23 protein-coding genes are annotated in these 23,606 nt (G+C 68.2%); 13 read left to right on the top strand and 10 right to left on the bottom strand.

Annotated features, from left to right (window positions below; all coding sequences use genetic code 11):
• Positions 1-151 precede the first annotated feature (151 nt).
• Positions 152-445 (top strand): hypothetical protein, encoded by a 294-nt coding sequence (locus OG225_RS26920; protein WP_109528261.1) that lies wholly within the window; start codon positions 152-154, stop codon positions 443-445.
• 72 nt (positions 446-517) lie between these two features.
• Here the strand turns inward: OG225_RS26920 and OG225_RS26915 are convergent, their stop codons facing one another.
• From OG225_RS26915 to OG225_RS26905, 3 genes are all read right to left on the bottom strand, one after another.
• The gene (locus tag OG225_RS26915) at positions 518-1,267 is read right to left on the bottom strand and encodes a hypothetical protein (RefSeq protein ID WP_405177814.1); all 750 of its coding nucleotides are present in this window, start codon (positions 1,265-1,267) and stop codon (positions 518-520) included.
• A 76-nt stretch (positions 1,268-1,343) separates the two neighbouring features.
• Positions 1,344-2,312, bottom strand: coding sequence for a threonine/serine dehydratase (locus tag OG225_RS26910; protein ID WP_405177813.1), 969 nt, complete (start codon positions 2,310-2,312; stop codon positions 1,344-1,346).
• A gap of 45 nt (positions 2,313-2,357) precedes the next feature.
• Entirely contained in the window at positions 2,358-3,134 is a 777-nt protein-coding gene (locus OG225_RS26905; protein WP_216909771.1) for a dienelactone hydrolase family protein, read from the bottom strand.
• Positions 3,135-3,449: 315 nt separating this feature from the next.
• Between OG225_RS26905 and OG225_RS26900 the strand changes: the two genes are divergently transcribed.
• Positions 3,450-3,920 (top strand): hypothetical protein, encoded by a 471-nt coding sequence (locus tag OG225_RS26900; RefSeq protein ID WP_405177812.1) that lies wholly within the window; start codon positions 3,450-3,452, stop codon positions 3,918-3,920.
• A 39-nt stretch (positions 3,921-3,959) separates the two neighbouring features.
• On the opposite strand, the gene OG225_RS26895 is transcribed toward OG225_RS26900, so the two are convergent.
• On the bottom strand, positions 3,960-4,433 hold the full coding sequence (locus OG225_RS26895) for a DUF4442 domain-containing protein (protein ID WP_216909775.1): 474 nt from the start codon (positions 4,431-4,433) through the stop codon (positions 3,960-3,962).
• Positions 4,434-4,589: 156 nt separating this feature from the next.
• Between OG225_RS26895 and OG225_RS26890 the strand changes: the two genes are divergently transcribed.
• On the top strand, positions 4,590-5,417 hold the full coding sequence (locus OG225_RS26890; protein WP_405177811.1) for a helix-turn-helix domain-containing protein: 828 nt from the start codon (positions 4,590-4,592) through the stop codon (positions 5,415-5,417).
• Between the two features lie 55 nt (positions 5,418-5,472).
• Here OG225_RS26890 and OG225_RS26885 read toward each other — a convergent pair whose 3' ends face one another.
• From OG225_RS26885 to OG225_RS26875, 3 genes are all read right to left on the bottom strand, one after another.
• Positions 5,473-5,865 carry a VOC family protein gene (locus OG225_RS26885; protein WP_405177810.1) on the bottom strand — a complete coding sequence of 131 codons (393 nt, stop codon included), beginning with the start codon at positions 5,863-5,865 and terminating at the stop codon, positions 5,473-5,475.
• Positions 5,866-5,923: 58 nt separating this feature from the next.
• Positions 5,924-6,337, bottom strand: coding sequence for an arsenate reductase ArsC (locus OG225_RS26880; RefSeq protein ID WP_405177809.1), 414 nt, complete (start codon positions 6,335-6,337; stop codon positions 5,924-5,926).
• A gap of 356 nt (positions 6,338-6,693) precedes the next feature.
• On the bottom strand, positions 6,694-7,605 hold the full coding sequence (locus OG225_RS26875; RefSeq protein ID WP_405177808.1) for an oxygenase MpaB family protein: 912 nt from the start codon (positions 7,603-7,605) through the stop codon (positions 6,694-6,696).
• A gap of 143 nt (positions 7,606-7,748) precedes the next feature.
• Between OG225_RS26875 and OG225_RS26870 the strand changes: the two genes are divergently transcribed.
• Positions 7,749-8,498 carry an SIR2 family NAD-dependent protein deacylase gene (locus tag OG225_RS26870; RefSeq protein ID WP_405177807.1) on the top strand — a complete coding sequence of 250 codons (750 nt, stop codon included), beginning with the start codon at positions 7,749-7,751 and terminating at the stop codon, positions 8,496-8,498.
• Positions 8,499-8,510: 12 nt separating this feature from the next.
• Here the strand turns inward: OG225_RS26870 and OG225_RS26865 are convergent, their stop codons facing one another.
• Together OG225_RS26865 and OG225_RS26860 are read right to left on the bottom strand one after the other, a co-directional pair.
• On the bottom strand, positions 8,511-9,806 hold the full coding sequence (locus OG225_RS26865) for a D-arabinono-1,4-lactone oxidase (RefSeq protein WP_405177806.1): 1,296 nt from the start codon (positions 9,804-9,806) through the stop codon (positions 8,511-8,513).
• Positions 9,807-9,863: 57 nt separating this feature from the next.
• On the bottom strand, positions 9,864-10,538 hold the full coding sequence (locus OG225_RS26860) for a TetR/AcrR family transcriptional regulator (protein ID WP_405177805.1): 675 nt from the start codon (positions 10,536-10,538) through the stop codon (positions 9,864-9,866).
• Positions 10,539-10,656: 118 nt separating this feature from the next.
• Here OG225_RS26860 and OG225_RS26855 point away from each other — a divergent pair, with 118 nt between their 5' ends.
• Positions 10,657-12,174, top strand: coding sequence for an MFS transporter (locus OG225_RS26855; RefSeq protein WP_405177804.1), 1,518 nt, complete (start codon positions 10,657-10,659; stop codon positions 12,172-12,174).
• An 89-nt stretch (positions 12,175-12,263) separates the two neighbouring features.
• On the opposite strand, the gene OG225_RS26850 is transcribed toward OG225_RS26855, so the two are convergent.
• The gene (locus OG225_RS26850; RefSeq protein WP_405177803.1) at positions 12,264-13,442 is read right to left on the bottom strand and encodes a lipase family protein; all 1,179 of its coding nucleotides are present in this window, start codon (positions 13,440-13,442) and stop codon (positions 12,264-12,266) included.
• A gap of 297 nt (positions 13,443-13,739) precedes the next feature.
• Here OG225_RS26850 and crcB (OG225_RS26845) point away from each other — a divergent pair, with 297 nt between their 5' ends.
• The 8 genes from crcB (OG225_RS26845) to OG225_RS26810 all read left to right on the top strand — a co-directional run bounded on the left by crcB (OG225_RS26845) (position 13,740) and on the right by OG225_RS26810 (position 23,604).
• The gene (gene crcB / locus OG225_RS26845) at positions 13,740-14,183 is read left to right on the top strand and encodes a fluoride efflux transporter CrcB (protein ID WP_405177802.1); all 444 of its coding nucleotides are present in this window, start codon (positions 13,740-13,742) and stop codon (positions 14,181-14,183) included.
• Positions 14,184-14,336: 153 nt separating this feature from the next.
• Positions 14,337-14,699, top strand: a complete 363-nt coding sequence (gene crcB, locus OG225_RS26840) for a fluoride efflux transporter CrcB (RefSeq protein ID WP_405177801.1) — start codon at positions 14,337-14,339, stop codon at positions 14,697-14,699.
• 47 nt (positions 14,700-14,746) lie between these two features.
• Positions 14,747-16,387, top strand: a complete 1,641-nt coding sequence (gene pgm / locus OG225_RS26835) for a phosphoglucomutase (alpha-D-glucose-1,6-bisphosphate-dependent) (protein ID WP_216909794.1) — start codon at positions 14,747-14,749, stop codon at positions 16,385-16,387.
• A complete protein-coding gene (locus OG225_RS26830) occupies positions 16,380-17,855 on the top strand; it encodes an MFS transporter (protein WP_405177800.1) in 1,476 nt (491 codons plus the stop codon). Before pgm ends, OG225_RS26830 begins: the two co-directional genes overlap by 8 nt.
• A 522-nt stretch (positions 17,856-18,377) precedes the next feature.
• Positions 18,378-19,403, top strand: coding sequence for a polyprenyl synthetase family protein (locus tag OG225_RS26825; RefSeq protein WP_405177799.1), 1,026 nt, complete (start codon positions 18,378-18,380; stop codon positions 19,401-19,403).
• A 5-nt stretch (positions 19,404-19,408) separates the two neighbouring features.
• The gene (locus OG225_RS26820) at positions 19,409-21,703 is read left to right on the top strand and encodes a germacradienol/geosmin synthase (RefSeq protein WP_405177798.1); all 2,295 of its coding nucleotides are present in this window, start codon (positions 19,409-19,411) and stop codon (positions 21,701-21,703) included.
• Positions 21,700-22,782: a polyprenyl synthetase family protein gene (locus tag OG225_RS26815; protein WP_405177797.1), complete on the top strand. Its 1,083-nt coding sequence runs from the start codon at positions 21,700-21,702 to the stop codon at positions 22,780-22,782. Before OG225_RS26820 ends, OG225_RS26815 begins: the two co-directional genes overlap by 4 nt.
• A gap of 84 nt (positions 22,783-22,866) precedes the next feature.
• Positions 22,867-23,604: a DsbA family protein gene (locus tag OG225_RS26810; RefSeq protein ID WP_405177796.1), complete on the top strand. Its 738-nt coding sequence runs from the start codon at positions 22,867-22,869 to the stop codon at positions 23,602-23,604.
• The last annotated feature ends 2 nt before the right edge of the window (positions 23,605-23,606 follow it).

The following is a 23,606-nucleotide window of genomic DNA, read 5'->3' as shown; positions in this document are numbered from 1 at the left end:
ACGGTCGATCGTATGTATTTGTCGAGGGTCCATCCGACCGGTCGGCATCTTTCTCGAAATGTCCTGCCCCGCAATGTTTCCGAGGGGAAACGAGTACTCTCGTCGATGGCGTTCTCGAATCGTTCGTCGACATTCGAAGAGGGGTACGACTGTGAGCATCATTCTCGCTACCGCGCACGACACATACGGCGCGGTACTTGCGCAGATCGGCAACCCCTCACCCGAGGCGCCGCCGCTGGCGGACAAGATCATGCAACTGGTCCGCTACCTCACCTGGTTCGTCCTGCTCTCCGGCATCCTCGCGATCGTCTACGCCGGTGGACGCTTCGCCTGGGAGAAATGGTCCGGTGGCGGACTGCAATCGCCGAAGATGGTGGCGGGAGCCATGATCGGCGGTGTCGTCGCGACCAGTGCGGGCACCATCATGAACGCCGTCGTCGGCTAGCGTCCGGGGCCGCGCGGATCGCACACCTCGTGAGCGGTTCGCCCCGTGTGACCGAGCCGCTCATCGGGAGACCTACTGGACGCCCTGATGCTCGGTGTGCGCGTCGGCGGGCCGCGTGCGGTATCCCTCGAAGAGTCTGCCGCCGAAAAGGCTCAGGATCTCGTCGGTGGCCGCCACCATCGGTCCGATATCGTCGGCCGCGACGGCGCGTACCGCGGCGGGCAGTCGGACCGCCCAGTCCGAGCCGAATCGATCGTCGAGGGAACGGATTTCGCGGCGCAGCCATTTCCCGCGCCCGATCCAGCGGCCGTAGCCGGTCAACAGCAGTTCGCCCGCTCGGGTCGAGAGCGCGGTGGCGATCATCAACCGTTCGTCCTCGCAGTCCGAGGCGATGAGATCGTCCAGAAGATCGGTGATTCCGTAACGGGCGGAACGGATTTCGTCACCGGTGGGCGGAACCGGACCGGCGTCGAGCAGGCGCAGGAACAGCGCGCGCAGTCGGTGGCCGCTGCCGTCGACGTCGACGAGCACCTCGGATTGCCCGACCAGGCGCACCGTGGTGGGATTGCGGGCCGCGATCTCGTCGGTGCAGAATCGCGTCAGCGACGATTCGGTCTGGACGAACATCTCCACCGGCCAGCGGCCGCGATGCAGCGATTCGCGATAGGGCGCGGGCTCGCCCTCGAGTAGGACCGTGATATCGAGATCCGAGGCGCTGGTGACGCCGCCGGTGACCAAGCTGCCGCCGAGCCAGGCCGCGCGTGCCCGCGGGAACTTCTCCAGTACCAATCGGTGTGCGACCGTAACCGCGTCCCTCGTCATGCCAACAGTCTTGCCGATGAACACCCGGTTGCCCGGTAGCGAACCGATTCCGTTGCCGGGTAGTGACTTCCACGGGTCATCCGGCCAGGTCCGACGGGTCGGTATTGGCGCCGCACAGCACGACGCAGACCCGCTCACCGGTATCCGGGCGGTAGCCGTGCCCGGACTCGCCGCCGATGACCCCCGCGAGGGCCGTGGCGGCGCCGTGTTCGACGGCGAGCCGTCGCTCGGCCCACAGCATCCGGCGGGCGGCGACGATCTCGTCGTCGGAGACCAGGACGGAACGCGCGCCGGTCCGCAGAGCGGCGGCCACCGCGAGACCGCTGGCTCGGCGCGCGCCGAGGGAGTCGGCGGCGACCGAATCGACGGTGACGTCGACCGGACGGCCCGCCGCCAACGCGGCATCGAGCGCGCGGCAGTGTAGCGGTTCCACCGCCACCGTGCGCACGCCGTACCGATGCGCGGCGGTGGCGATTCCGGCGAAGAGTCCGCCGCCGCCTACCGCGACCACGACGGTGTCGAGATCGGGCAGCCGCTGGTGAATCTCGGTCATGAGGGTGCCCGCGCCCGCCGCGATGAGCGGATTGTCGTAGGCGTGCGACATGAGCGCTCCGCTCTCCGCGGCGAATTCGTGACAGGCGGCGAGCGCGTCGGCGTACTGGTCGCCGACCAATCGCACGCGCGCGCCGTAGTCACGCAACCGCGCCACCTTCACCGCGGGCGCGTTCGCGGGCAGGAAAACCGTCGCCGTGACCCCCTGTGCCCGTGCCGCCCACGCGCAGGCCAGCCCGGCGTTGCCGCCGGAGGCGATGGTCACCCCGGCCTCGGGCAAGGTCGCCAGGTCCCGGTGCGCACGCAGGAAATTGAGTGCGCCCCGGGCCTTGAACGTTCCGGTGTGCTGCATGAATTCCAGGGCGAGCCACGATTCGCCCGCGCCGGGCAGATCGGCGGGTGCGAGCACCACCGGGCGCACCCCGCCCGCGATCCTCACGGCGGCGGCGTCGATGTCGTCACGGGTCAGTGCCGCGTGCGAGGTGAGTTCCACGGTTCTCCCGGTCGTCGGTCTCTCGTGCTGTACGCGCGACCGGTGTCAGGCGGCTTCGGCGGGCAGATTCCTGCCGAGCAGGCCCAACAGGTCACTCAGATGCCGCTCGTAGGCGCCGTCGTCGTAGGAGGGCAGGTCGCGCATGGTGTAGCCGTGCGCGGCGCCGGGATAGACCACCGAGGTATAGCGCACGCCCGCCGCGTCCAATACCTTGTCCAGCACCTCGATCTGCTCGGCGGGCATCGAATGGTCGGCGTCGGCGTGCGCGATGAGCAGTTCGGCCTCGATGCTGCCCGCGGCGTGATGCGGGCTGTCGGGAGCCTCGTCCACCGCGAGCCCGCCGCCGTGGAAACTGGCCGCCGCCGCGACCCTCGGGCCGTATTCGCCCGCGGCGCGCAGGGCCAGCCTGCCGCCCATGCAGTAGCCGACGACGCCGAGTCCGCCGGGGACGACGTGTTCGAGATCGGCGAGCCGGTTGAGGTACACGCCCAGATCGCGCAGTGCGAGTTCGGGGGTCAACTGCTGTCGCAGCGGCTCGAGCGCGGTGAAGAAATTCGCGCGGGCATCGGGTTCGGAGAAGTCGGGGACCGGTAGCACCGGAGCCCTTCCGGCGCGGTAGAAGATATTGGGCGCGAGCACGATATAGCCCTGCGCGGCAATGGTTTCGACCATTTCCCGGATCCACGGTCGAAGTCCGAAGGCGTCCGGCAGCAAGAGCACGCCCGGATACGCGCGGCCGTCGTCGGGTTGGGCCAGATAGGCGTCCGCTGCGCCGTCGAGAGTCGTGATGTCGAGCGTGTGGAATGCGACGGATAACGTCATCGGGATTCTCCAAGACGAATGGTTGCCGGAATACGAGGCGATCACGACCACGCTGTCGTGATCACCAGCGCGATCCTAGCCGCCGGGTCGTATGGGCGGCCGACCGGCAATTCGGGAGGGACGTCGGTGGCGTGCGCTCGAATTGTCGGATTCCTCGAATTTTGCCACGTCATCGACCATTTGCCGATAAATTGCGAATTCTCCGGCCCTGTAGTGTGATTTCCCGCGAGACGTTTTTCGCTGTGTTCGATCGCTGATCCGGCCCACCGCGCGAGCGGGGGCGCGAAGAGAGGTTGACCTGTGAGACTGATCTGGATGGCGGTGCCCGTCGCGTTGGCCGCCGCGGTGGCCGGATGTTCCGGCGACGATACTTCGACAACGGCCGCTACCTCGACGGTTGTCTCCACATCCGGTGCGCCGCAGCGCACGACGGAGCAGGCCGCCGAGGAGCGGGGCCCCGGGGTACGTATCGCGATCGGGGCCGCGCGGCCGGTGGTCGTGCCCGCCGAAGCGATCATGGATATCAAGGCGCCCGCCGAATGGGGAGACGCCGCAGCCGGATTGCGCTGCACGGTAACCGACAGCACCGGACGCAACGAAGATCTGCGTTCCTCGGACGTCAAGAAACGCGAAATAATCGCAGGTGGTGAGTGGATCACGCTCTGGACCTTTTCCTCGCAGCCCGCCACCGAGGTGACCGTCGGATGCCGGGATACCGGCAACAGGATCCCGGCCGACGAGGCGCACTACATTCGCGTGACACCGCGCGGGGCCAATCCGAACTGAGGCGCGGTCGGCGCCCGGCGTCCGACCGGCCGCCGATCGCTATCTGCCGTGGGCCCGTAGCTGGTACAGGCCTTTGGTCACCGCCACCTTCTTGCCGTCGGCATCGGTGACCACGGCCTCCAGCGTGAAGTCCGATTTCCCGCGCTCGGCCGCCTCGGCCTCGATACGGGCGATCTCCTCCTCGGCGAGGGTGGCCTCGGCGCGCAGGTCCGATTTCGCCATGCCGACGAACGCGATCTCGAAACCCTTGACCAGCGGGTAGTACGCCGAATTGTCGAAGGTCGCGATGGCGATCATCCCGCCGAGTACCTCCGCGACGGTGAACTGCACTCCGGCGTAGATGACCCCGAAGTGATTGCCGTTCCCTTCGATGGGAACACTGGCCGAGGCGTATCCCCGGCGCGCCTCGATCGCCCGCACTCCCATCTTCCCGGCCGGGGGAATGGTGAATTCCAGTGCGCCGTTGATGATGTCGGCGAGGGGAGGAGCGTCCCCGGTGTTGCTCTCGGTCATGCCGGCAGTGGTCCCTTCCGATATGTCACCGGACGGCCGGGCCCACGGGGATGCCGCGGACCGCGTCGTCCGATGTCTGAATACGCCCTCGAACCGAGGGCGGGTGTCTTCAGATTAGTCGGGGATCTGTCGGTGGTGGTGCGTAGCCTCGGTGGGGTGGATCGGACGACCCGTCACCCGGACCGAGCCCCCGCCTACCGTGAGCGTCCGTCGCGGCTGGCGGGCGCGGTGCTGTGGACGCGCACCGTGACCGGGCACGATCGGGTCGCGCCCGTGCTGCCCGACGGCTGTATCGACCTGATTTGGCGTGCGGGGGTCCTCGTCGTCGCCGGTCCCGACACCACCGCGTTCCGCCCGAATGTGCCGATCGGTACCACCTACGCGGGGATCAGGTTCTTTCCCGGTGCCGGTCCCGCGCTGCTGGGCGTGCCCGCCGACGAACTGCGGGACCGCAGGGTCGACCTCGACGAACTGTGGCCGTCGCGCACGGTGCGCGCGCTCACCGGCCGGGTCGACGACGCCGCCGACCGGACGGGAGCGCTCGAGTCGGTCGCGCTGGACCGGGCGGCCGAGGCGGGTCCGCCCGATCCGCTGCTGGCGAGGATCGTGGCCGCCATGGATTCCGGGATCTCGGTGGCGGCGACCGCCGAGCGGACCGGGGTGAATACCCGGCTGCTGTACCGCCGTTCGCTGACGGCCTTCGGATACGGGCCGAAGACGCTGGCCCGCATCCTGCGGTTGCAGCGCGCGGTCGCGATGGCGCGGACCGGGGTGTCACCTGCCGACACCGCGGCCGACGCCGGTTTCGCCGATCAGGCCCACCTGTCCCGCGAGGTGCGGGAGCTGGCGGGAATGTCGTTGGGGCAGTTGCTGGCGAGCAGTTCCGGCGACACCCCGCCCAGCGGTTCCGCCGGTACTCAGCCCAGCCGGGCGCAAAACACTCAGCCCAGCCGGGCGCAAAACACTCAGCCCAGCGGGGCCTAGGACACTCGGCCCAGCCGGGGGCGTACGACACTGGGCCCGGAGGGTCCTGAAACCCTCAGCCCAGCGGAGCGTAGAGGTCGACGCCGTTGCCGTCCGGGTCGGCGACGGTGGCGTAACGCTGTCCCCACGGCGCGTCCCACGGCTTCAGTTCGCCGTGGTATCCGGCGTCGACGATCGCCGCGTAGACGGTGTCGACCTCGGCCGGGTCGGCGCAGCGGAACGCGAGTCCGACGCGGCCGCCGCTCGTCGGGCGTCGCCAGTCGGGGTGGAAGGAGCGAACGGTGTCCTCGGTGTCGAGCGCCAGGCGCAGGCCGCCGATGATCGTCGCCTCGGTGTGCGGCGCGTTCTCGGCGTCCGGCGGGAATTCCAGCCCGAGCCTGCGGTAGAAGGCGAGGGAGGCGGCCATATCCGAGACCACGATGCCGATGAAGTCGAGTTGTGGTGTCATACCGGCAGCGTAAGCGGCCGTTCGGGCCGCGGTCTTGAACGAATCGGACGCGCTCGGATCAATGCTTGGGCGCGGGAACCAATTCGGCGATGAGGTTCTCCACCAGGATGCGGATGCGGTCGCGGACGGTGCGCACCACTTCGATCCCCTCGCCGGACGGATCGGGCAGCACCCAGTCGCGGTAGCTGATGCCGGGGAAATACGAGCAGGCGTCGCCGCAGCCCATGGTGATCACCACGTCGGAGACGCCGACGGCCTCGTCGGTCAGCAATTTCGGTGTCCCACCGGCGATGTCGATGCCGACTTCGGCCATGGCCGTGACGGCGACCGGGTTCACGGTGGCGGCGGGCTCGCTGCCCGCGGAACGAACCTCGATGCGATCACCGGCGAGCGCGGCGAGGAATCCGGCGGCCATTTGGGAGCGTCCGGCGTTGTGCACGCAGACGAACAGCACACTGGGTGTGTGGGCCATCGAGCGCCTTTCGGTGAAGAGCGAAACCAAGGGTGTGCCGTGAGGCCGGGTCAGCCGTCCGGTACGCGTCGTCCGAATGGCTGCTCGGGCCGAAACGCTGTCGTAGCGTAAGGGATACGGCCATGGTGTCGATCACCTCGGGCACCCCTGGCGTTACCTCCGGGCACCGAATGGAAATTGCCGTGGGATTGCCGTGCTGGTGGGGGCGGTTCGGGAGGTCGAACGCGGTTCTCGCACCGTCGGAGAAGGTGCGGTGCGGTCGTCGGCGCGTTCGCGCGTGTCCTGTTTGCGTAGAACGGCGTCGCCACGTCCGCGCGATCGTACGGACGTGGTGACGGGAGTCGGCGCGGACGCGCTCAGAGAGGACGTCGCGCGATGATCCGGCGCAGGCGGGCGCGGTCGCGTTCCAACCTGCGCGCCTCGTAGGCGATCGGGAAGTAGCGCAGCCGTTCGGGCAGCAGCGGCAGCAGGTAGGCGATCAGGCGACCGAGGACACGCAGTGTGCGTTCGTCGGCGGCACTCCACTCCAGTCCGAGTGTGCGGCGGGCCGATTCCGGGGTGGTGCCGACGGTGACGAAGTACTGCATCCTGCCGATCGGCGCGACAGCGATCTTCCAGACCGGGGTGAGTACGCGCGGCAATCGCTTGGGCGGCGCGACCGAGCGGATCACTCGTAGGTAGTCGTGGGCGGTGCCGGTCGCGACCAGATGATTGTCGACCATCTCGGTGAAGTACTTCTGGAACGCGGCGTAGTTCTCCGGAATCTCCCTGGGCGGCACCGAGAAATTGCGGAGCAACTGCACCGCTTCGCGGTAGTAGGTCTCCTTCTCCGCGTCGGTCAGGGGGCGGCGGGCGAAGTATTTCGCGTTTTCGGTGAAGGCGAAGGTTCCGGTGTGCAGCACCCAGGCCCAGGGGCCGCTGCTCAGCGCCGTATGGCGGACGCCGTCGGGGGTGGTGGTGTTGAGGGTGGCGTGCATGCCGCGCAGCCGTTCGGCCTCGGCCAGCCCCTCCTCGCCGCCGTACACCCACATCATGACCGAGGCGAGGCTGCGCAGGGCGCGACCCATCGGGTCGGTGCGGAAGGTCGAATGCTTGTCGACCACCGCGGAGATGGTCGGTTCCATGGTCTGGAGCAGGAACGCGGAACCCGCGGTGAGTGAGAAGGTGACCAGGCCGGTCTCGTCCCACATGCGCGTGCCCGGCTCGAACGGGTGGCGCTGCGGCAGATCACGCGCGTCGGCGGATTCGAGGGTGGTGGACGCGGTCATTGTGATCTCCTTCGATCGACCAGGTGCACGACGATGAGAGATTTAGTATAGCAACGTCTCATCGTCTCTGTGAGGCTCCTCGTCTCCATGAGATGGCGGGAAGGCCGGTGGTCGGTCATCCGGTGTCCACCTAGGCTTTCGATATGACGAGTGAGTGGCGTGAGCGGCCGGGCCGGGTCGGGGTGCTGACCGGTGCGGGTATCTCCACCGATTCCGGCATTCCGGACTTTCGCGGTCCGCGTGGGGTGTGGACGAAAGATCCGATCGCCGAACTGTTGTCGACCTACGACAACTACCTTGCCGATCACGACCTGCGCAAGCGATCCTGGCTGGCCCGCCGCGACAATCCGGCCTGGCAGGCCGTGCCCAATGCCGCGCATATCGCGCTGGCCGAGCTGGCGCGCGTTCGGCCGGTGTCCATCATCACCCAGAACATCGACCAACTGCACCAGCGCGCGGGTTCGTCACCGCAATACGTCATCGAGATCCACGGCAATATGTTCGACGTCGTCTGTGTCGAATGCGCCTTCGAGACGAGTATGGCCGCGACCCTGGAGCGGGTGGCGGCGGGCGAGGCCGATCCGCCGTGTCCGGACTGCGGCGGAGTGCTGAAGGCCGGGGTCGTCATGTTCGGCCAGCAGATGGACCGGCGCAGTATGGCCAAGGCCGCGGTGACGGCGGAGACCAGCGATATCTTCCTCGCGGTCGGCAGCTCGCTCCAGGTGGAACCGGCCGCGTCGATGTGCGCGATCGCCGTCGACGCGGGCGCGGATCTGGTGATCGTCAACGCCGAGCCGACACCCTACGACGCGATCGCGACCGAGGTCGTGCGTGAACCGATCGGCACGGCGGTGCCCCGACTGGTCCGGGAACTGCTCGCGGCGAAACAGTGACCCGACGGGCCGTCAGATCGGTCCGAGGACGCGGTCGAGGTACGGGTTGACGAACAGGCCCTTCGGATCGAGGCGACGGCGCACGGCGGCGAAGCGATCCCAGTCCGGGTAGCGCTCGCGCAGGGTTCGCGCCGTCTGGAAGTGGCGTTTACCCCAGTGCGGACGGCCCTCGTATTTCTCGAAAACCGCCTCGCAGGCACGGAAATACGGCTCCCACTCCATCCCCCGGTACTGGTGCACCGCGATGTAGCAGGTGTCGCGGCCGCTCGCGGGGGAAAGGAACGCGTCGTCGGGCGCGACCCAGCGCACCTCGATGGGCATGGCGGTGTTGAATCTCTTCGCCAGTTCCTTGATCTCGCGGATCGCCTCGGCCGAATGCGCGCGCGGGACGGCGTATTCCAACTCGGTGAAGCGAATCAGCCTGGGGGAGGCGAAAACCCGGTAGGAGCGATCGACCTGGCGACGGTAGCTGCCCGCGTAGGCGGCGCCGCGATGGATCAGCGGGATCAGACCCGGCTGCCATTTGCCGAGACGGCAGAGTCCGTCGAAAGCGTAGTTGGACATCAGGATATCGGCGAACCAGTCGACGGCCCTGGCCCTCGGCCGCTCGGGCAGTTCGACCGTGTTGTTGCGTTTGGTCATCGCGAGCGGGCTGTGCGCGAACATGTAGAACTCGAAATGCTCGTTGCCGTCGACGTGGGAGTCGAGGTCGTCGAGGATCTCCTCGACCGGGATCGGTCGTTCGATTCCCTCCAACACGAACGACGGCACCAACCGCAGGGTGAGCGCGGTGACGACGCCGAGCGCCCCGATGCCGACCCGGGCCGCGCGCCAACCGTCGGGATCGGATTCGGCGTTCAGTTCCACCCGGCTGCCGTCGGGCAGCACCAGTTCCGCCGAATGGATGGCGGCCGAGATGTTCTCGAGTGCGGCTCCGGTGCCGTGGGTTCCGGTGGCGGTCGCGCCCGCGATGGTCTGCACGTCGATATCGCCGAGATTGGGGAAGGCGAGGCCCGCGGCGTGCAGCGCGGCACTGGCGGCGTTCAGGGTGATGCCGCCCTCGACGCGCACCAGAGCGTTCGCGCTGTCGATATCGATGATCCGATTCATCGCGGACAGGTTCATCAGCACGCCGTCGGTGAGGACGGTGTCGGTGAAGGAATGTCCCGCGCCCGCGACCCGCACGTTCCTGCCGTCGGCGACCGCCCGGACCAGGATTTCGGCCACCTCGTCGGCATTGCGCGGCGTGGCGAGAACCGACGGTGCGCACCGTTGATCGCCTGCCCAGTTCACCCACGAGTTGGTCATATGTCCAACTGTAGGTGATGGTCTGTGACCTGCGCTACCCGTGGTGAAACGGGAAGGTTACTTGCGGCGACCGGTGCAGACGAAGGTTTTCGCCCGTTCGACCTCGTCGTCGGTGAGCGGTGGCACGTCGAGGGTCTGCCGCGGGACGTCGTCGGATCGGACGCCGTTGAGGGCGATCGCCATGTAGCGCTTCCAGGTGGACGGGTTCACCGGCTTGGAGAAGGCGGCGACGGCGTCGACCATATTGATCAGCGCGAAGAAATCGGAGGGTTCGACGCCCGGCGCGAGCGCGCCCGACGCGGCGGCGCGATCGATGACGTCCGCGATGGTCGGCTTGATGCGGTCGCGGACCGAGGTGAAGCGTTCGAGATCCTCTTCCAGTTCCAGCATGACCTCGCTGAAGCCGCGATTGGTCGCCAGGTGGGTGCAGGCGTACTCGAAGAACTGGACCAGGCCGAGCCAGGGGTCCGGATGCGCGGCCGCCGCTTCCGCGGCCACCGCGAATTCCGTGACGTTCTGTTCGAAGACCTCGGCGATCAGTTCCTTCTTGTTGGAGAAGCGGCGATAGACAGTGCCGACGCCGACGCCGGCGCGCTCGGCGACGTCGTCGAGGGTGATCTCCAGTCCGTGATCGGCGAAGAGTGCGCGTGCGGCAGCGACGATGCGTTGCTGATTGCGCGCGGCGTCGGCACGCAGGCGCCTGGTCGGGGCTGGGGCCGTGGCGGGATTCACACCGACATGTTACCAACGACCGGGATTAAGCGGAGGCGATGTCTCCGTTCTTCTGTTATCGTTGTGACGATAACCGGAGGAACTTTCTCCGTTTCGGCGATTCCGACTTAGGGGACATATGACTACCACGTTCGACCGTGGGGCCACGGCCCCTACGGCCCCCACGGATCACACGGCACCGGATACCGGAAAGCGGGGCTCACACGCCCTGCGTTGGTGGGTGCTCGCCGTACTCGGCGTCGCACAGTTGATGGTCGTGCTCGACGCGACCGTGGTGAATATCGCGCTGCCCGCCGCGCAGATGGACCTCGGCTTCAGCGACGGCGACCGGCAGTGGGTCGTCACCGGCTACGCGCTCGCCTTCGGCAGCCTGCTGCTGCTCGGCGGACGTCTCAGCGACCTGTTCGGCAGGCGCAACACCTTCATCATCGGCCTGATCGGCTTCGCGGTCGCCTCCGCGATCGGCGGCGCGGCCACCAGCTTCGAGATGCTGGTCGCGGCCCGCGTCGGCCAGGGCGTCTTCGGCGCGCTGCTCGCTCCCGCCGCGCTCTCGCTGCTGACGGTGACCTTCACCGAACCCGCCGAACGCGCCAAGGCCTTCGGCATCTTCGGCGCGGTCGCCGGTACCGGCGGCGCGCTCGGCCTGCTGCTCGGCGGCATGCTCACCGAATGGGCCTCGTGGCGCTGGGTGATGTTCGTCAACCTGGCCTTCGCCGCCGTCGCGCTGGTCGGCGCGGTCATGCTGCTCGCCAAGCACGTCGCCACCGAGCGGCCCAAACTGGATATTCCGGGCACGGTCGCGGTGACCGCCGCGCTGTTCGGCATCGTGTACGGCTTCTCGCACGCCGAATCCACCAGCTGGACCAACCCGATCACCCTGTTCTTCCTGATCGGCGGCGCGGCGTTGCTCGCGGTCTTCGTGTGGATCGAGACCAGGGTCGCGCATCCGCTGCTCCCGCTGCGCATCGTGCTGGACCGCACCCGCGGCGGCTCCTACATGACCGTGTTCGTCATGGGCATCGGAATGTTCGCCATCTTCCTGTTCCTCACCTACTACATGCAGCTGAGCCTGGGCTACTCGCCGATCACCACCGGCCTGGCGTTCCTGCCGATGGTCGCCGCGATCGTGCTGTCATCGACCACGGTGCCGCCGCTGCTGCTGCAACGGGTCGGTCCCAAGGTCATCGTGACCGCCGGATTCGTGATCGCCGCGGTCGGCATGGGCTGGCTGACCCAGATCGGGCTGAATACCAGCTACGCCACCCACGTGCTGCCCGCGTTGATCCTGATGGGTCTCGGACTCGGTGGCGCGATGTCCACCGCGTTCCAGGGCGCGACCGCCGGTGTGCAGCACGAGGACGCCGGTGTGGCCTCGGCGATGATCAACACCAGCCAGCAGGTCGGCGGATCGATCGGCACGGCACTGCTGAGCACGATCGCCGCCTCGGCCGCCACCGATTACCTTGCGGGCAAACAGCCCGGCGCGTTGGCCGTCGCCCAGGCGCAGGTCGAGAGCTACACCACCAGCTTCTGGTGGGCGACAGCGATCTTCGCGATCGGCGCGGTGCTGGCCGCGGTGCTGATCCCGAACACCGTGCCCGCACCCGCGGAGGGTGAACCGGTACTGGCCCACTGATACCGGATCGCCCGACCGTGGTGCCCGCGTCGACATCGACGCGGGCACCGCTGTTCTCGGCAGGGGATCGAACCTCGGGCCCCGCCGTCTCAGCAGTTGGTCGGCGCGGGAATGCCCGCGAACCGATCGGCCAGATAGTCGAAGGCCCGAGGAATGCCCTGCGCCATCGCCGAGGCGTGATCGGCCCCGGGGATCACGTCGAGCAGCATCGGGGTGCCCGCCGCGCAATACCGTGCGGAAACCTCGCGTACCAGAGCGGGATCCACCTGGTCGGCCCCACCGTGCCACTGGTACACCGGAACCGACGGCGCACCGGCGTAGGACTCGAGGCTGTTCTCGTGCAGCACGCGGATGGTGATCGGATCGGCGTCCATCGCGACGGTGAACACGTCACCGAAACTGCGATCCGCTCCCGCCCGGATGATCTCGTCGGTGCAGGCGTTGGCGATCTCGCTTCGCAGCGCGGCACCGGCCGGATTGAGCACCCGTTCCATCGACAGCTCACCGGGATACTCGCGTTCCAGCCCCATCGCGGCGGCGAAGCCGAGACCGAACAGGGGACTCGGCTCGTTGCCGACGTCCTGGGCCAATTTGCCGATATTCATCGGGACTCCACCTTGGGCCACGCCGACGATGGGCAGTTCCGGCGCGTAGTCGGGAGCCAGCGCGGCGGCGAATCCGGTCGCCATACCGCCGCCGGAGTATCCGGCCATGCCGACCGGACTGTCCGCGAGGCCCGCGGGCCCGAATCGTTTCGCCGCCCGGATCCCGTCGAGGGTGATCCGCCCGCCGAGTTTCGCCGCTCCGTACGCGCTGGTCGGACCGAGATGGTCGGGAACAGCCAGGGCCCAGCCCTTGGCCAGCAGCAGATTCAGCGCGGGCGCTTCCCGCATGCTGCCGTCGAAGAGGCTGTGCGAGGGCGCGCATCGCGTGCCGAGCGCGTTCACGAACGGCTGATAGGAGAGCAGCGGCCTGGCGTTCCCGCCGCCGGCCGGAACGAGCACCGTGGTGACAGCGGCGATCGGGGCATCCCCGGAATCGGTGCTGCGGAACAGCAATTGCCACGCCGCGGCCCCGGGATAGGCGGCGTCGGGCATCTGCCTGCTGCGCACGATGTCACCGGGGCGATATCCCGCGAGATCGGCGGGCGCGGAATAGAAGGCGTCGGCGTCGGGGGTCGGGTAGAGCGGTGACGCCGCCACCGGCGAGGTGGATCCGAGACTCACCGCGGCCACCGACGCGAGGGTGACCGCGTAGCCGCGCAGCACGGACCCGCGTGCCCGATGTCTGCCACGAATTCGCTGTGACCCGGATCGGCGCCGGGGCACCGTGTCCCGGTCCGTGGTCGAACCTGATCGTCGTACCGCCATATCGCTCCAGACCTGAGTATGTGAGGGTGTGGGGAAGATCGGGTGGAACGTGCTGTGACTTCGCTTGTGCGCGCGGGAGTCCCCGGATCGGGAACATCGCCGCTCATAGTTCGTGCCGCGTCCCGGGGCGGACTGGCCAGGCGGCGGACCGATAGAGTTGCGACGGCGATATCCGGGGCGGCAGGAGGTCAGCATATGGGCGGGCAGTCCCGAACCGTGGCCGTCGAGCCCGTGGTGCTGCTGGTGATCTCGCTCGGCGGCGGGATCGGGGCGTTGCTGCGCTACACCGTCGGGCGCCACTGGCCGGTGCGGCCGGGACAGGTGCCGTGGTCGACCTTCGTCATCAATGTCACCGGATGTCTCGCGATGGGAATCCTGATGGTTCTGATCACCGAGGTATGGGTAGCCAACAAACTGCTACGTCCGTTCCTCGGCGTCGGTATCCTCGGTGGGTTCACCACATTTTCGACCTACTGCCTCGAGATTCGTAGACTGCTCGAATCGGGTGCGACGGCCGAGGCGCTCGGCTACCTCGGGGGAACGGTGGTAGCGGCGCTCGCCGCGGTGGCACTCGGGATGGGCGCTACGCGGTTGGTGTTCGGAACGGCGCGGCGGGGACGGCGCGGTGAACAACGGTGAACGCCCACGGAAGGGGTCTGGCATGCGGGTCACGGGCACACACGGTGCACTCGACGGTGCGGATCCGGCGGTGGCACAAGGCAAAGCGGAACGACCGGACGAACGCGCGCCACGGCCGGGTCCGCACCGCCGGGTGCGTCGGTGGTGGGATCGATGACCGCCGTTCTCGTGGTACTCGGCGGAATGCTCGGCGCCCCCGCCCGATACCTGATCGATCGCGCGGTTTCCGCTCGTTTGCGATCCCCGATGCCGTGGGGGACATTGACCGTTAACATTGTCGGTTCGGCGATGCTCGGCGCTCTCATCGGCGCAGGCGCGGCGGGTCACGTACCCGCCTTCGCCGAAATCGGCTTCTGCGGTGCGCTGACGACGTTCAGCACATTCGGTTACGAGACGATCCGGTTGGTCACCGGCGGTGCCTACCACCTGGCGGTGGGCAACGTCGTGATCAGCGTGGCGGCCAGCCTGGCCGCGGTGTATGCCGCCGTGTCCGCGACCCAGTGGTTGTGGACATGATTCTGATGACGAGCCGGGCGCAGCCGACACGGAAGGGAGACCCGAGCATGGCCCACGATCGAGCCGGGCGTCCCGCGCGGCCCACCGACCTGGAAGACATCGCGCATTTGGTGACGGCGTACTACTGCCGTCTCCCGGATCCTTCGGATCCCGCGCAACTGGTGTCCTTCGGGACGTCGGGGCATCGCGGATCGAGCCTGGACACCGCCTTCAACGAGTCCCACATACTCGCCATCACCCAGGCGATCGTCGAATACCGTGCCAGCCGCGACATCACCGGCCCGGTGTACCTGGCCCGCGACACCCACGCGCTGTCCGAACCGGCGTGGACGACCGCGCTGGAAGTGCTCGCGGCCAACGAGATCACCGCCATCATCGACGCCAGGGGCCGCTACACCCCGACCCCGGCCCTGAGTCACGCTGTGCTGCGGCACAATCGCGGCGGCACGAAGCATCAGGCCGACGGCATCGTCGTCACCCCGTCGCACAATCCGCCGCGCGACGGCGGGTTCAAATACAACCCGCCCCACGGCGGCCCGGCCGACGCCAAGGCCACCGACGCGATCGCGGCGCGGGCCAACGAGCTGCTGCGCAACGGGTTGTCCGAGGTGAAACGCACCACCGTGAGCAACGCCTTGCAGACCAGCGTCGAGCGCTACGACTATCTCGACCACTACATCGGCGATCTGCCCAATGTGCTGAATCTGGATGCGATCCGGGGTGCGGGCATCCGTCTCGGCGCCGATCCGATGGGCGGCGCCAGCGTCGACTACTGGGAGGAGATCGGCCAGCGCTACGACCTCGAACTCGAGGTGGTCAACCCGTTCGTCGATCCGACGTGGCGTTTCATGACGCTCGACAGCGACGGCAAGATCCGGATGGATCCGTCCTCGCGTTACGCGATGGCCGCGCTGGTCGCGATCAAGGACGACTACGACATCTCCACCGGTAACGACGCCGACGCCGACCGGCACGGCATCGTCACCCCCGACGGTGGGTTGATGAATCCGAACCATTTCCTCGCGGTCGCGATCGAGTACCTGGTCGCGAACCGGATGGGCTGGGACGCGCTGACCAAGATCGGCAAGACGGTCGTCACCTCCTCGATGATCGACCGGGTGGTGAGCGTGCTCGGCCGTGACGTGCACGAGGTGCCGGTCGGCTTCAAGTACTTCGTGCCCGGCCTGTTCAGCGGCAGTCTCGCCTTCGGCGGCGAGGAGAGCGCGGGCGCCTCGTTCCTGCGGCACGACGGCACCGTGTGGACCACCGACAAGGACGGCATCCTGCTGGCCCTGCTGGCCGCCGAGGTCGCCGCCGTCACCGGGCAGAGCCCGTCGGCCCGCTACGTCGAACTGGAACGCCGCTACGGCGCGCCCGCCTACGCGCGCATCGACGCCACCGCGACCGTGGAACAGAAAGAGCTGCTCGCGAAGTTGACTCCTGACATGATCACGTCGAAGGAGATCGCGGGTGAACCCATCACCGAGGTCCTCACCAGGGCCAGGGGTAACGGCGCACCGCTCGGAGGTGTGAAGGTCACCACCGAGAACGCCTGGTTCGCGGCCCGCCCCTCCGGCACCGAGGACAAGTACAAGATCTACGCCGAATCGTTCCACGGTCCCGAGCACCTGCTCCAGGTGCAGGCGGCCGCGGAGGAAGTGGTCGGGCGGGCGCTGGCGGGTGAGTAGACGCTCGGCCTCGGCGAGCGGCGCACGCGCGCTGCCCGCCGAGATCTGGGTGCTGGTCGGCGCCGCGTTCGTCATCGCGATCGGATTCGGTCTCGTCGCACCCGTGTTGCCGCAGTTCGCCAGGAGTTTCGGGGTCGGCGTCGCGGCGGCGTCGGGAATCGTCAGCGCGTTCGCGGCGATGCGGCTGCTGTTCGCCCCGGTCAGCGGCAGGCTGGTGCAGCGGCTGGGGGAGCGCCGGGTCTATATCGGCGGACTGCTCATCGTCGCCCTGTCCACCGGAGCCAGCGCGCTCGCCCAGAGCTATTGGCAACTTCTGGTGCTGCGTTCGATCGGCGGCATCGGCTCGACGATGTTCACCGTGTCCTCGCTGGCCCTGGTGATCCGTATCTCACCGCCGGAGGCGCGCGGGCGGGTGTCGGGGCTGTGGTCGACGAGTTTCCTCGTCGGCTCGATCAGCGGGCCGCTGGTCGGCACCGCGATGGCCGGGCTCGGCCTGCGCGCGCCCCTCGTGATCTACGCGGTCGCGCTGCTCGTCGCGTGCGCCGTCGTGCACCTGAGTCTGCGGAATTCGAGTCTCGCGGTGCCGGAGGCGGCCGGTGAGATGACGCTGATGAGTTTCCGCGCGGCCTTGGCGCTGCCGCAATACCGCGCGGTGCTCTGGTCCAATTTCGCCATCGGCGCGGCGGTGTTCGGCGTCAGGATGGCGCTGGTGCCGCTGCTCGTGGTCGAGGTGCTCGATCAGTCGATCGGCATGGCGGGTATCGCGTTGACGGCGTTCGCGGCGGGCAATGTGGCGGTGCTGTTCTGGTCGGGCGGACTCTCGGATCGCTGGGGCCGCAAACCCTTCCTCGTCACCGGCGCGTTGATCTGCGCCGTCGGCACCGCGGGGCTCGGCTACTCGCCGAATCTCGCGTGGCTGCTCGGGACTTCCGTGGTGGCCGGGGTGGGGTCGGGCATGCTGACCCCGACCCAGCAGGCCGCCCTCGCCGACATCATCGGTCCGAAGACCAGGGGCGGGCCGGTCCTCGCGGCCTTCCAGATGTCGGCGGATCTGGGCACCGTCGTCGGTCCGGTCGCGATCGGCGCGCTGGCGCAGCAGACCTCCTACGGTCTCGCGCTCGTCGTCACCGGCGGACTCCTGCTGGTCGCCGGGGTGTGGTGGTTGCTGGTGCCGGAGACGCTGCAACGGAACGCGACGGTGTTCGAGGTCGTCCGCGAGCCGGAGGCGGACGCGAGCCCGGACGAGGTTCCCTCGACGTATCGGTCGATCGCCGACGAGTCCGACGCCGAGGTCCCGATGACCTACCGGTCCGCGGCGGTCGAATTCGGCGAGGACGACGTCCGGGATCATGAGATCCAGGATCACGAAACCCGGGATCACGACCTCCGGAAGGCGCACCACGGCAACGGGTCCGGCGACCCGTCGAGTGTCGACGCGGGTGGCGTCGTTCCGCGACGTTGCGGGTGAGCGTCTCGATCGTGTGCGTTTCGTTACCATCCGAGTAGCGGACCGTTCGGCATCTTCCTGTTTTCGTAGCGATCTCGCGGCAAACCGACCTAGGATTGGTGCCGTTCGGAATCTGCTGTCCCCTAGGTCAATTCGTTTTGTGTGATCAGCATCCCCCCGGTACTGCCCGTAACTCGCGCGGTACCGAGCAGTAGTCGTTCATCGAGATCCGCACCACCGCGTTCGTCCGTGCCGCGGTGTCAACCTCGAGGTGAGGACCACGCATGACCCCACGCATCACCACCGACCATCCGGTGCAGACGGAAACGGCTGCGCGGCAGTCGTTGTCGACCGTTGTCCGCGCAGCCGTCCGAAACCTCCGCGCGGCGGCCTGAGCGAGCGTTCCGATACCGCGTCATCCGGCAGCCGCTCCCCTCCGGTCCGATCATCGGCCCGGTGCGACGGACCCGGCTGCCCCGCAATCGAACTCCCCCCGCCGACGGACCGGGGTTCGGCTGCGTCCCGACAGGAAGGTGTAGGCCGATGATCGAGACGACTCCGGCGGCCGGCCGCCGCGCCGACGAGATACTGACCGATGCGCGGAATCTCTGCGAACCCGTCCTACGGGAGGCGATCGCCTGGCTACCCGATCCCTTGCGGCTGATGGGCGGCTACCACTTCGGGTGGTCCGACGTGGACGGCTCGCCGCAGTCGGCCCGGTCGGGGAAGGCCTTGCGTCCGGCGTTGACCCTCGGCACCGCCGTGGCGTGCGGCGGGACGACCTCCGCCGCCGTGCACGCCGCGGCCGCCGTGGAACTCGTCCACAATTTCACGCTGCTGCACGACGACGTCATGGACGGCGATCAGAGCCGTCGCGGCAGGCCCGCGGTCTGGAAGGTCTGGGGTATCGCCGACGCGATCCTGCTCGGTGACGCCATGCACGCGCTCGCGGTGCGACTGCTGGTGGCCGCGCTACCGGCAGTGATGGCGTCGGCGGCGGTAGCCGAACTGGAGATGACGGTGATCGAGATGTGCCGCGGCCAACACGAGGACTGCGGACTCGGCGCCGCCCGACTAGCCGATGTGGGCGAATACGCGCGGATGGCGATGGGGAAGACCGGTTCGCTGATGGGGTGCGCGTGCTCGCTCGGCGCGATCTGCGCGGGCGCCGACGCCGCGACGGTATCGCGGATGAACACCTTCGGCCGCGAACTCGGCATGGCCTTCCAGTTCGTCGACGACCTGATGGGCATCTGGGGAGATCCGGCCGTCACCGGCAAACCGGCCGACGACCTGGCCAGGCGCAGTATGTCGCTCCCGGTCGTCGCGGCACTGGGCTCGGGAACGATCGCGGCCTCCGAACTGGCCGCCATGTACTACGGTCCGCCCCCGGACATCTCGATGGACACCGAACGCGCCGCCGAGCTGGTCGAGTCGGCGGGCGGTCGTCACCGGGCCCTGCGCGACGCTCAGCAGCGGGTCGACGCGGCCATCGCCGCCCTGATCGATCCGTCGACCGCCGAGGACTTGGTGGCGCTGGCCCACCTCGTCTCGCACCGGGACCGGTGAGCCGAATGCCGAGGACAGGAGATACCGTGCAGCCCTTCGCCCTTCCCGAGTTCTACATGCCGTATCCGGCCCGCCTCAATCCGCACGTGGATCGGGCACGCGCGCACACCAGGGGGTGGGCGACCGCGATGGGCTTCTTCGAAGACCAGGCCGGAACCCATATCTGGGACGAATCGGATCTGGAACGGCACGACTACGGATTGCTCTGCGCCTACACCCATCCCGACTGCGACGGCCGCGAACTCGACCTGATCACCGACTGGTACGTCTGGGTGTTCTACTTCGACGACCATTTCCTCGAACTGTTCAAACGCAGCAGGGACGGCGCGGGTGCCAAGCGATACCTGGACCGGCTCCGCGATTTCATGCCGCTGTCCGGCGGTCCGATGCCCGAGCCGACCAATCCGGTGGAACGCGGCCTGGCCGATCTGTGGGCGCGCACCGTGCCGTCGATGTCGACGGATTGGCGCGCCAGATTCGCCGAGACCACCGCCGCGCTGCTGGAGGAATCACGCTGGGAGTTGGCCAATATCGCCGAGGGCCGGATCGCCGATCCGATCGAGTACATCGAGATGCGCCGCAAGGTCGGTGGCGCGCCGTGGTCGGCCAACCTGGTGGAACACGCGGTGGCCGCCGAGGTGCCCGCCGAACTCGCCGGGACCCGGCCGCTGGAAGTGTTGCGCGACACCTTCTCCGACGCCGTCCACCTGCGCAACGACCTGTTCTCCTACGAGCGCGAGGTGCGCTCGGAAGGGGAGAACGCCAACGCGGTCCTCGTGGTCGAGCGCTTCTTCGGCTGTGACACCCAGCGTGCCGCCGATCTGGTCAACGACCTGCTGACCTCACGGCTGCAACAGTTCGAACACACCGCGCTCACCGAGGTGCCCGCGTTGTTCGCGCAGCGCGCGGTCGGCCTGACCGACCAACTCGCCGTCCTCGCCTACGCGAAGGGTTTGCAGGACTGGCAATCCGGCGGCCACGAATGGCATCTGCGATCGAGCCGGTACATGAACGACGGTGCGGCGACCGTCGATCCGACCAGCGGCCCGACCGGCTTCGGCCTCGCCGCGGCGAGGCCGCCGAGTACCTCGCGCGCCGAGCGAGTGCGCGCGCGCAGTCTGGTGCACGCCCGCGTCGAGCCGGTGGGTCCGACACCGATCCCGGAGATCTCCATGCCGTACCAGGTCCGGTTGAGCCCGCTCCTGGATTCGGCGAGATCAACCCTGCTGGCCTGGGGACAGCGGGTCGGCTTCCACGATCCGGTCCCCGAACTGGGCGGTGTGGCGCTGTGGACACCGAACGATCTGCGCCAGTTCGATTTCGCGCTGTGCTCGGCGGGGATGGATCCCGACGCCACCACCGAGGAACTCGACATCTCGGCCGCCTGGCTGGCGTGGGGCACCTACCTGGACGACTACTACCCGCAGGTCTTCGGCAGGCGCAGGGATCCGGCGGGCGCGGCGGCCCAGGCCGCCCGATTCCCGCGATTCATGCCGCTGGACGATTCGGCCTGCCCGCCGCCGGTCAACGCGATGGAACGCGGCCTCGCCGATCTCTGGCGACGGACCACGAACGAACTCGACGCGGCCCAGCGTCTCGAATTGCACACCTCGGTCATGAGTCTGGTGGAGGGCTGCGAATGGGAGGTCGCCAACGACGCGGCCGACCGCATCCCCGATCCGGTCGACTACATCGAGATGCGCCGACGCACCTTCGGATCGGATCTGACCAAGACGATGTCGCGGCTCTCGCACGGCGACCTGGTGCCGCCCGAGGTCTACCGGGTGCAGACGCTGCGCGATCTGGAGAACACCGCCAGCGATTACGCCGCGCTGCTCAACGATCTGTTCTCGTATCGGAAGGAGACCGAATACGAGGGCGACCTCCACAACGGCGTCCGGGTGCTGCGCAGCTTCTTCGAATGCGGACGGGACGAGGCGCTCGGCATGGTCAACGATCTGATGACGGCAAGGATCAGGCTGTTCGATCGCATCGCCACCACCGAATTGCCCCTGCTCTACGCGGAATCCGATCTCGACGCGGCGGCGCGTGCCTTGCTCGACCGGCGTGTCGTGGAACTCAAGGACTGGATGGCCGGGATCGCCTACTGGCACGAGAAGACCGGACGCTACGTGGACGCCGAGCTCGACGCCCGCTACCGCCCGGTGATCACACCCGCCCGGGTCTCCGATTCCATCCTGCTCGCCCTGCTGCGCCCGTCGGGACTCGGGACCAGCGCCGCCCGTATCGAGGGGATCCTCACCTCGTCCGAACGCGGCGAAAGTGTGGTGCCCCGATGACGGCTCCCGGCACGGCCTCGGTTTCGACGACCCCCGATCCGGTGGCGATCCGCGCGCGCGTCGACGAGGCGCTCGCGTCGTTCGTCCGGGAGAAAGCGGGCGGCGGCGCGGCGCGGCGACTTCCGGCGGAGGTGGTCGACACCCTGGAGGGATTCCTCTTCGCGGGCGGAAAACGGATCAGGCCGGTGTTGTGCGTGCTCGGCTGGCTCGCGGCGGGCGGCAGCCCCGAGATTCCGCAGCCGGTGGTGCGCGCCGCCGCCTCGCTCGAACTCTTCCACGCCTCGGTGCTGATCCACGACGACGTCATCGACGACAGCGACACCCGCCGTGACCACCCCACGGTGCATCGCAGTCTGGCCGATCGGCATCGCGACCGGCGCGATCCGGACCGTTTCGGCGTCAACGCCGCCATCGTGCTCGGCGATCTGACCATGGTCTGGGCCGCCGAACTGCTGCACACCGCGCAGCTGAGCGCCTCCCGGCTCGGCGGCGCGCTCGCGGTCCTGGACTCGATGCGCGCGGACGTGATGTACGGCCAGTACCTGGACCTGCTCGCCACCGGGTGCCCGACCGAGAACCTCGAGCGGGCCATGGAGATCGTGCGCTACAAGACCGTGTCCTACACCTGCGAACATCCGCTGCATCTCGGGGCCGTGCTCGCCGACGCCGATCCGCGCGTTCTCGCCGCACTGACCGCGTACGCGCGCCCGCTCGGCGAGGCGTTCCAGCTCCGCGACGACCAGATCGGCGTCTACGGCGACCCCGCGAGCAGCGGCAAATCCAATCTGGAGGATCTGCGCGAGGGTAAACACACCGCCCTGGTTGCGCTGGCACTCGAGAACGCCCGGCCCGCCGACGCCTCCCGGCTGCGTGTTCTGCTCGGTGATCCCGAACTGGACGAAGATCAGGCCGAGATCTGCCGCGACATCCTCACCGCCACGGCATTGCCGCAGGTGGAGGACATGATCACCGTGCGCTGGGAACAGGCCAAACGCGCACTGCTCGACGCGCCGTTCCCGCCCGAGGTCTGCGCGGCCCTGCGCCGGATCGCCGACGCGGTGGTTCTGCGGGCCGTCTGACGCGGGTCGCCGTCGTGTCCGTTGACACACCGCCGGGACCTCCCGGCGGTGTGTCGCGTACAGGTTTCGGGCAGAGTGGTCGGCGTGAGTGAGCCATCCCCGAAGTACACGCCGCGGCCGATGTCGAACACCACCACCTATGCCCTCGGTGGTGTCGCGGTCGTCGTCATCGCGCTGGTCGTCCTGCTGGTGATGCGCTGGAGCAACGACGAGGCGGATGTCCGCAACGACGGATACGGCATGGTGCGCAACCCCGCCGTCGTCTCGGTGCTGTCCCCGGACGGTTCGGTGCAACTCGGCCGGGTCGACGCCGCGAACACCGTCGACATCTACGAGGACCCGCTGTGCCCGGCCTGCGGCGTGCTCGAGAGCGTCTACGGCCAGGAGATCGCCCAGAAAGTCGACGAGGGCGCACTCGCTGTCCGCTACCGCTTCGTGAACTTCCTCGATTCGCGCTCCAAGAGCAAGAACTATTCGACCCGCGCCGTGGCCGCGACCGAATGCGTGGCCGAATCGGGTTCCGGCCCGGTCTACGCGAAATTCCACGAGATGCTGTTCGTCACCGATCAGCCCGAGGAGAACAAGTCCGACCTGACCAACCAGCAGTTGGCCGATCTCGCCCGCGAGGCGGGTGCCGGCGAGGACGTCGTGCAATGCGTCGCCTCCGGCGCGAAGGTCGACGCCGCGACCGCCAACGCCAAAGCCGCCCTCGACCAGCTCAACGGATTGCTCGACGGCAAGGCCGCGACCCCGTCGGTGTACGACGGCGCCACCAGGATCGATGTGAACAACGAGAACTGGGTCGTCGACGTGACCCGTTGAGC

It is taken from the genome of Nocardia sp. NBC_01377, from assembly GCF_045040005.1.
Classification (GTDB): Bacteria; Actinomycetota; Actinomycetes; order Mycobacteriales; family Mycobacteriaceae; genus Nocardia; species Nocardia noduli.
The sequence above is the reverse complement of the archived record's forward strand: the minus strand, read 5'-3'. Positions and strand labels throughout refer to the sequence as shown.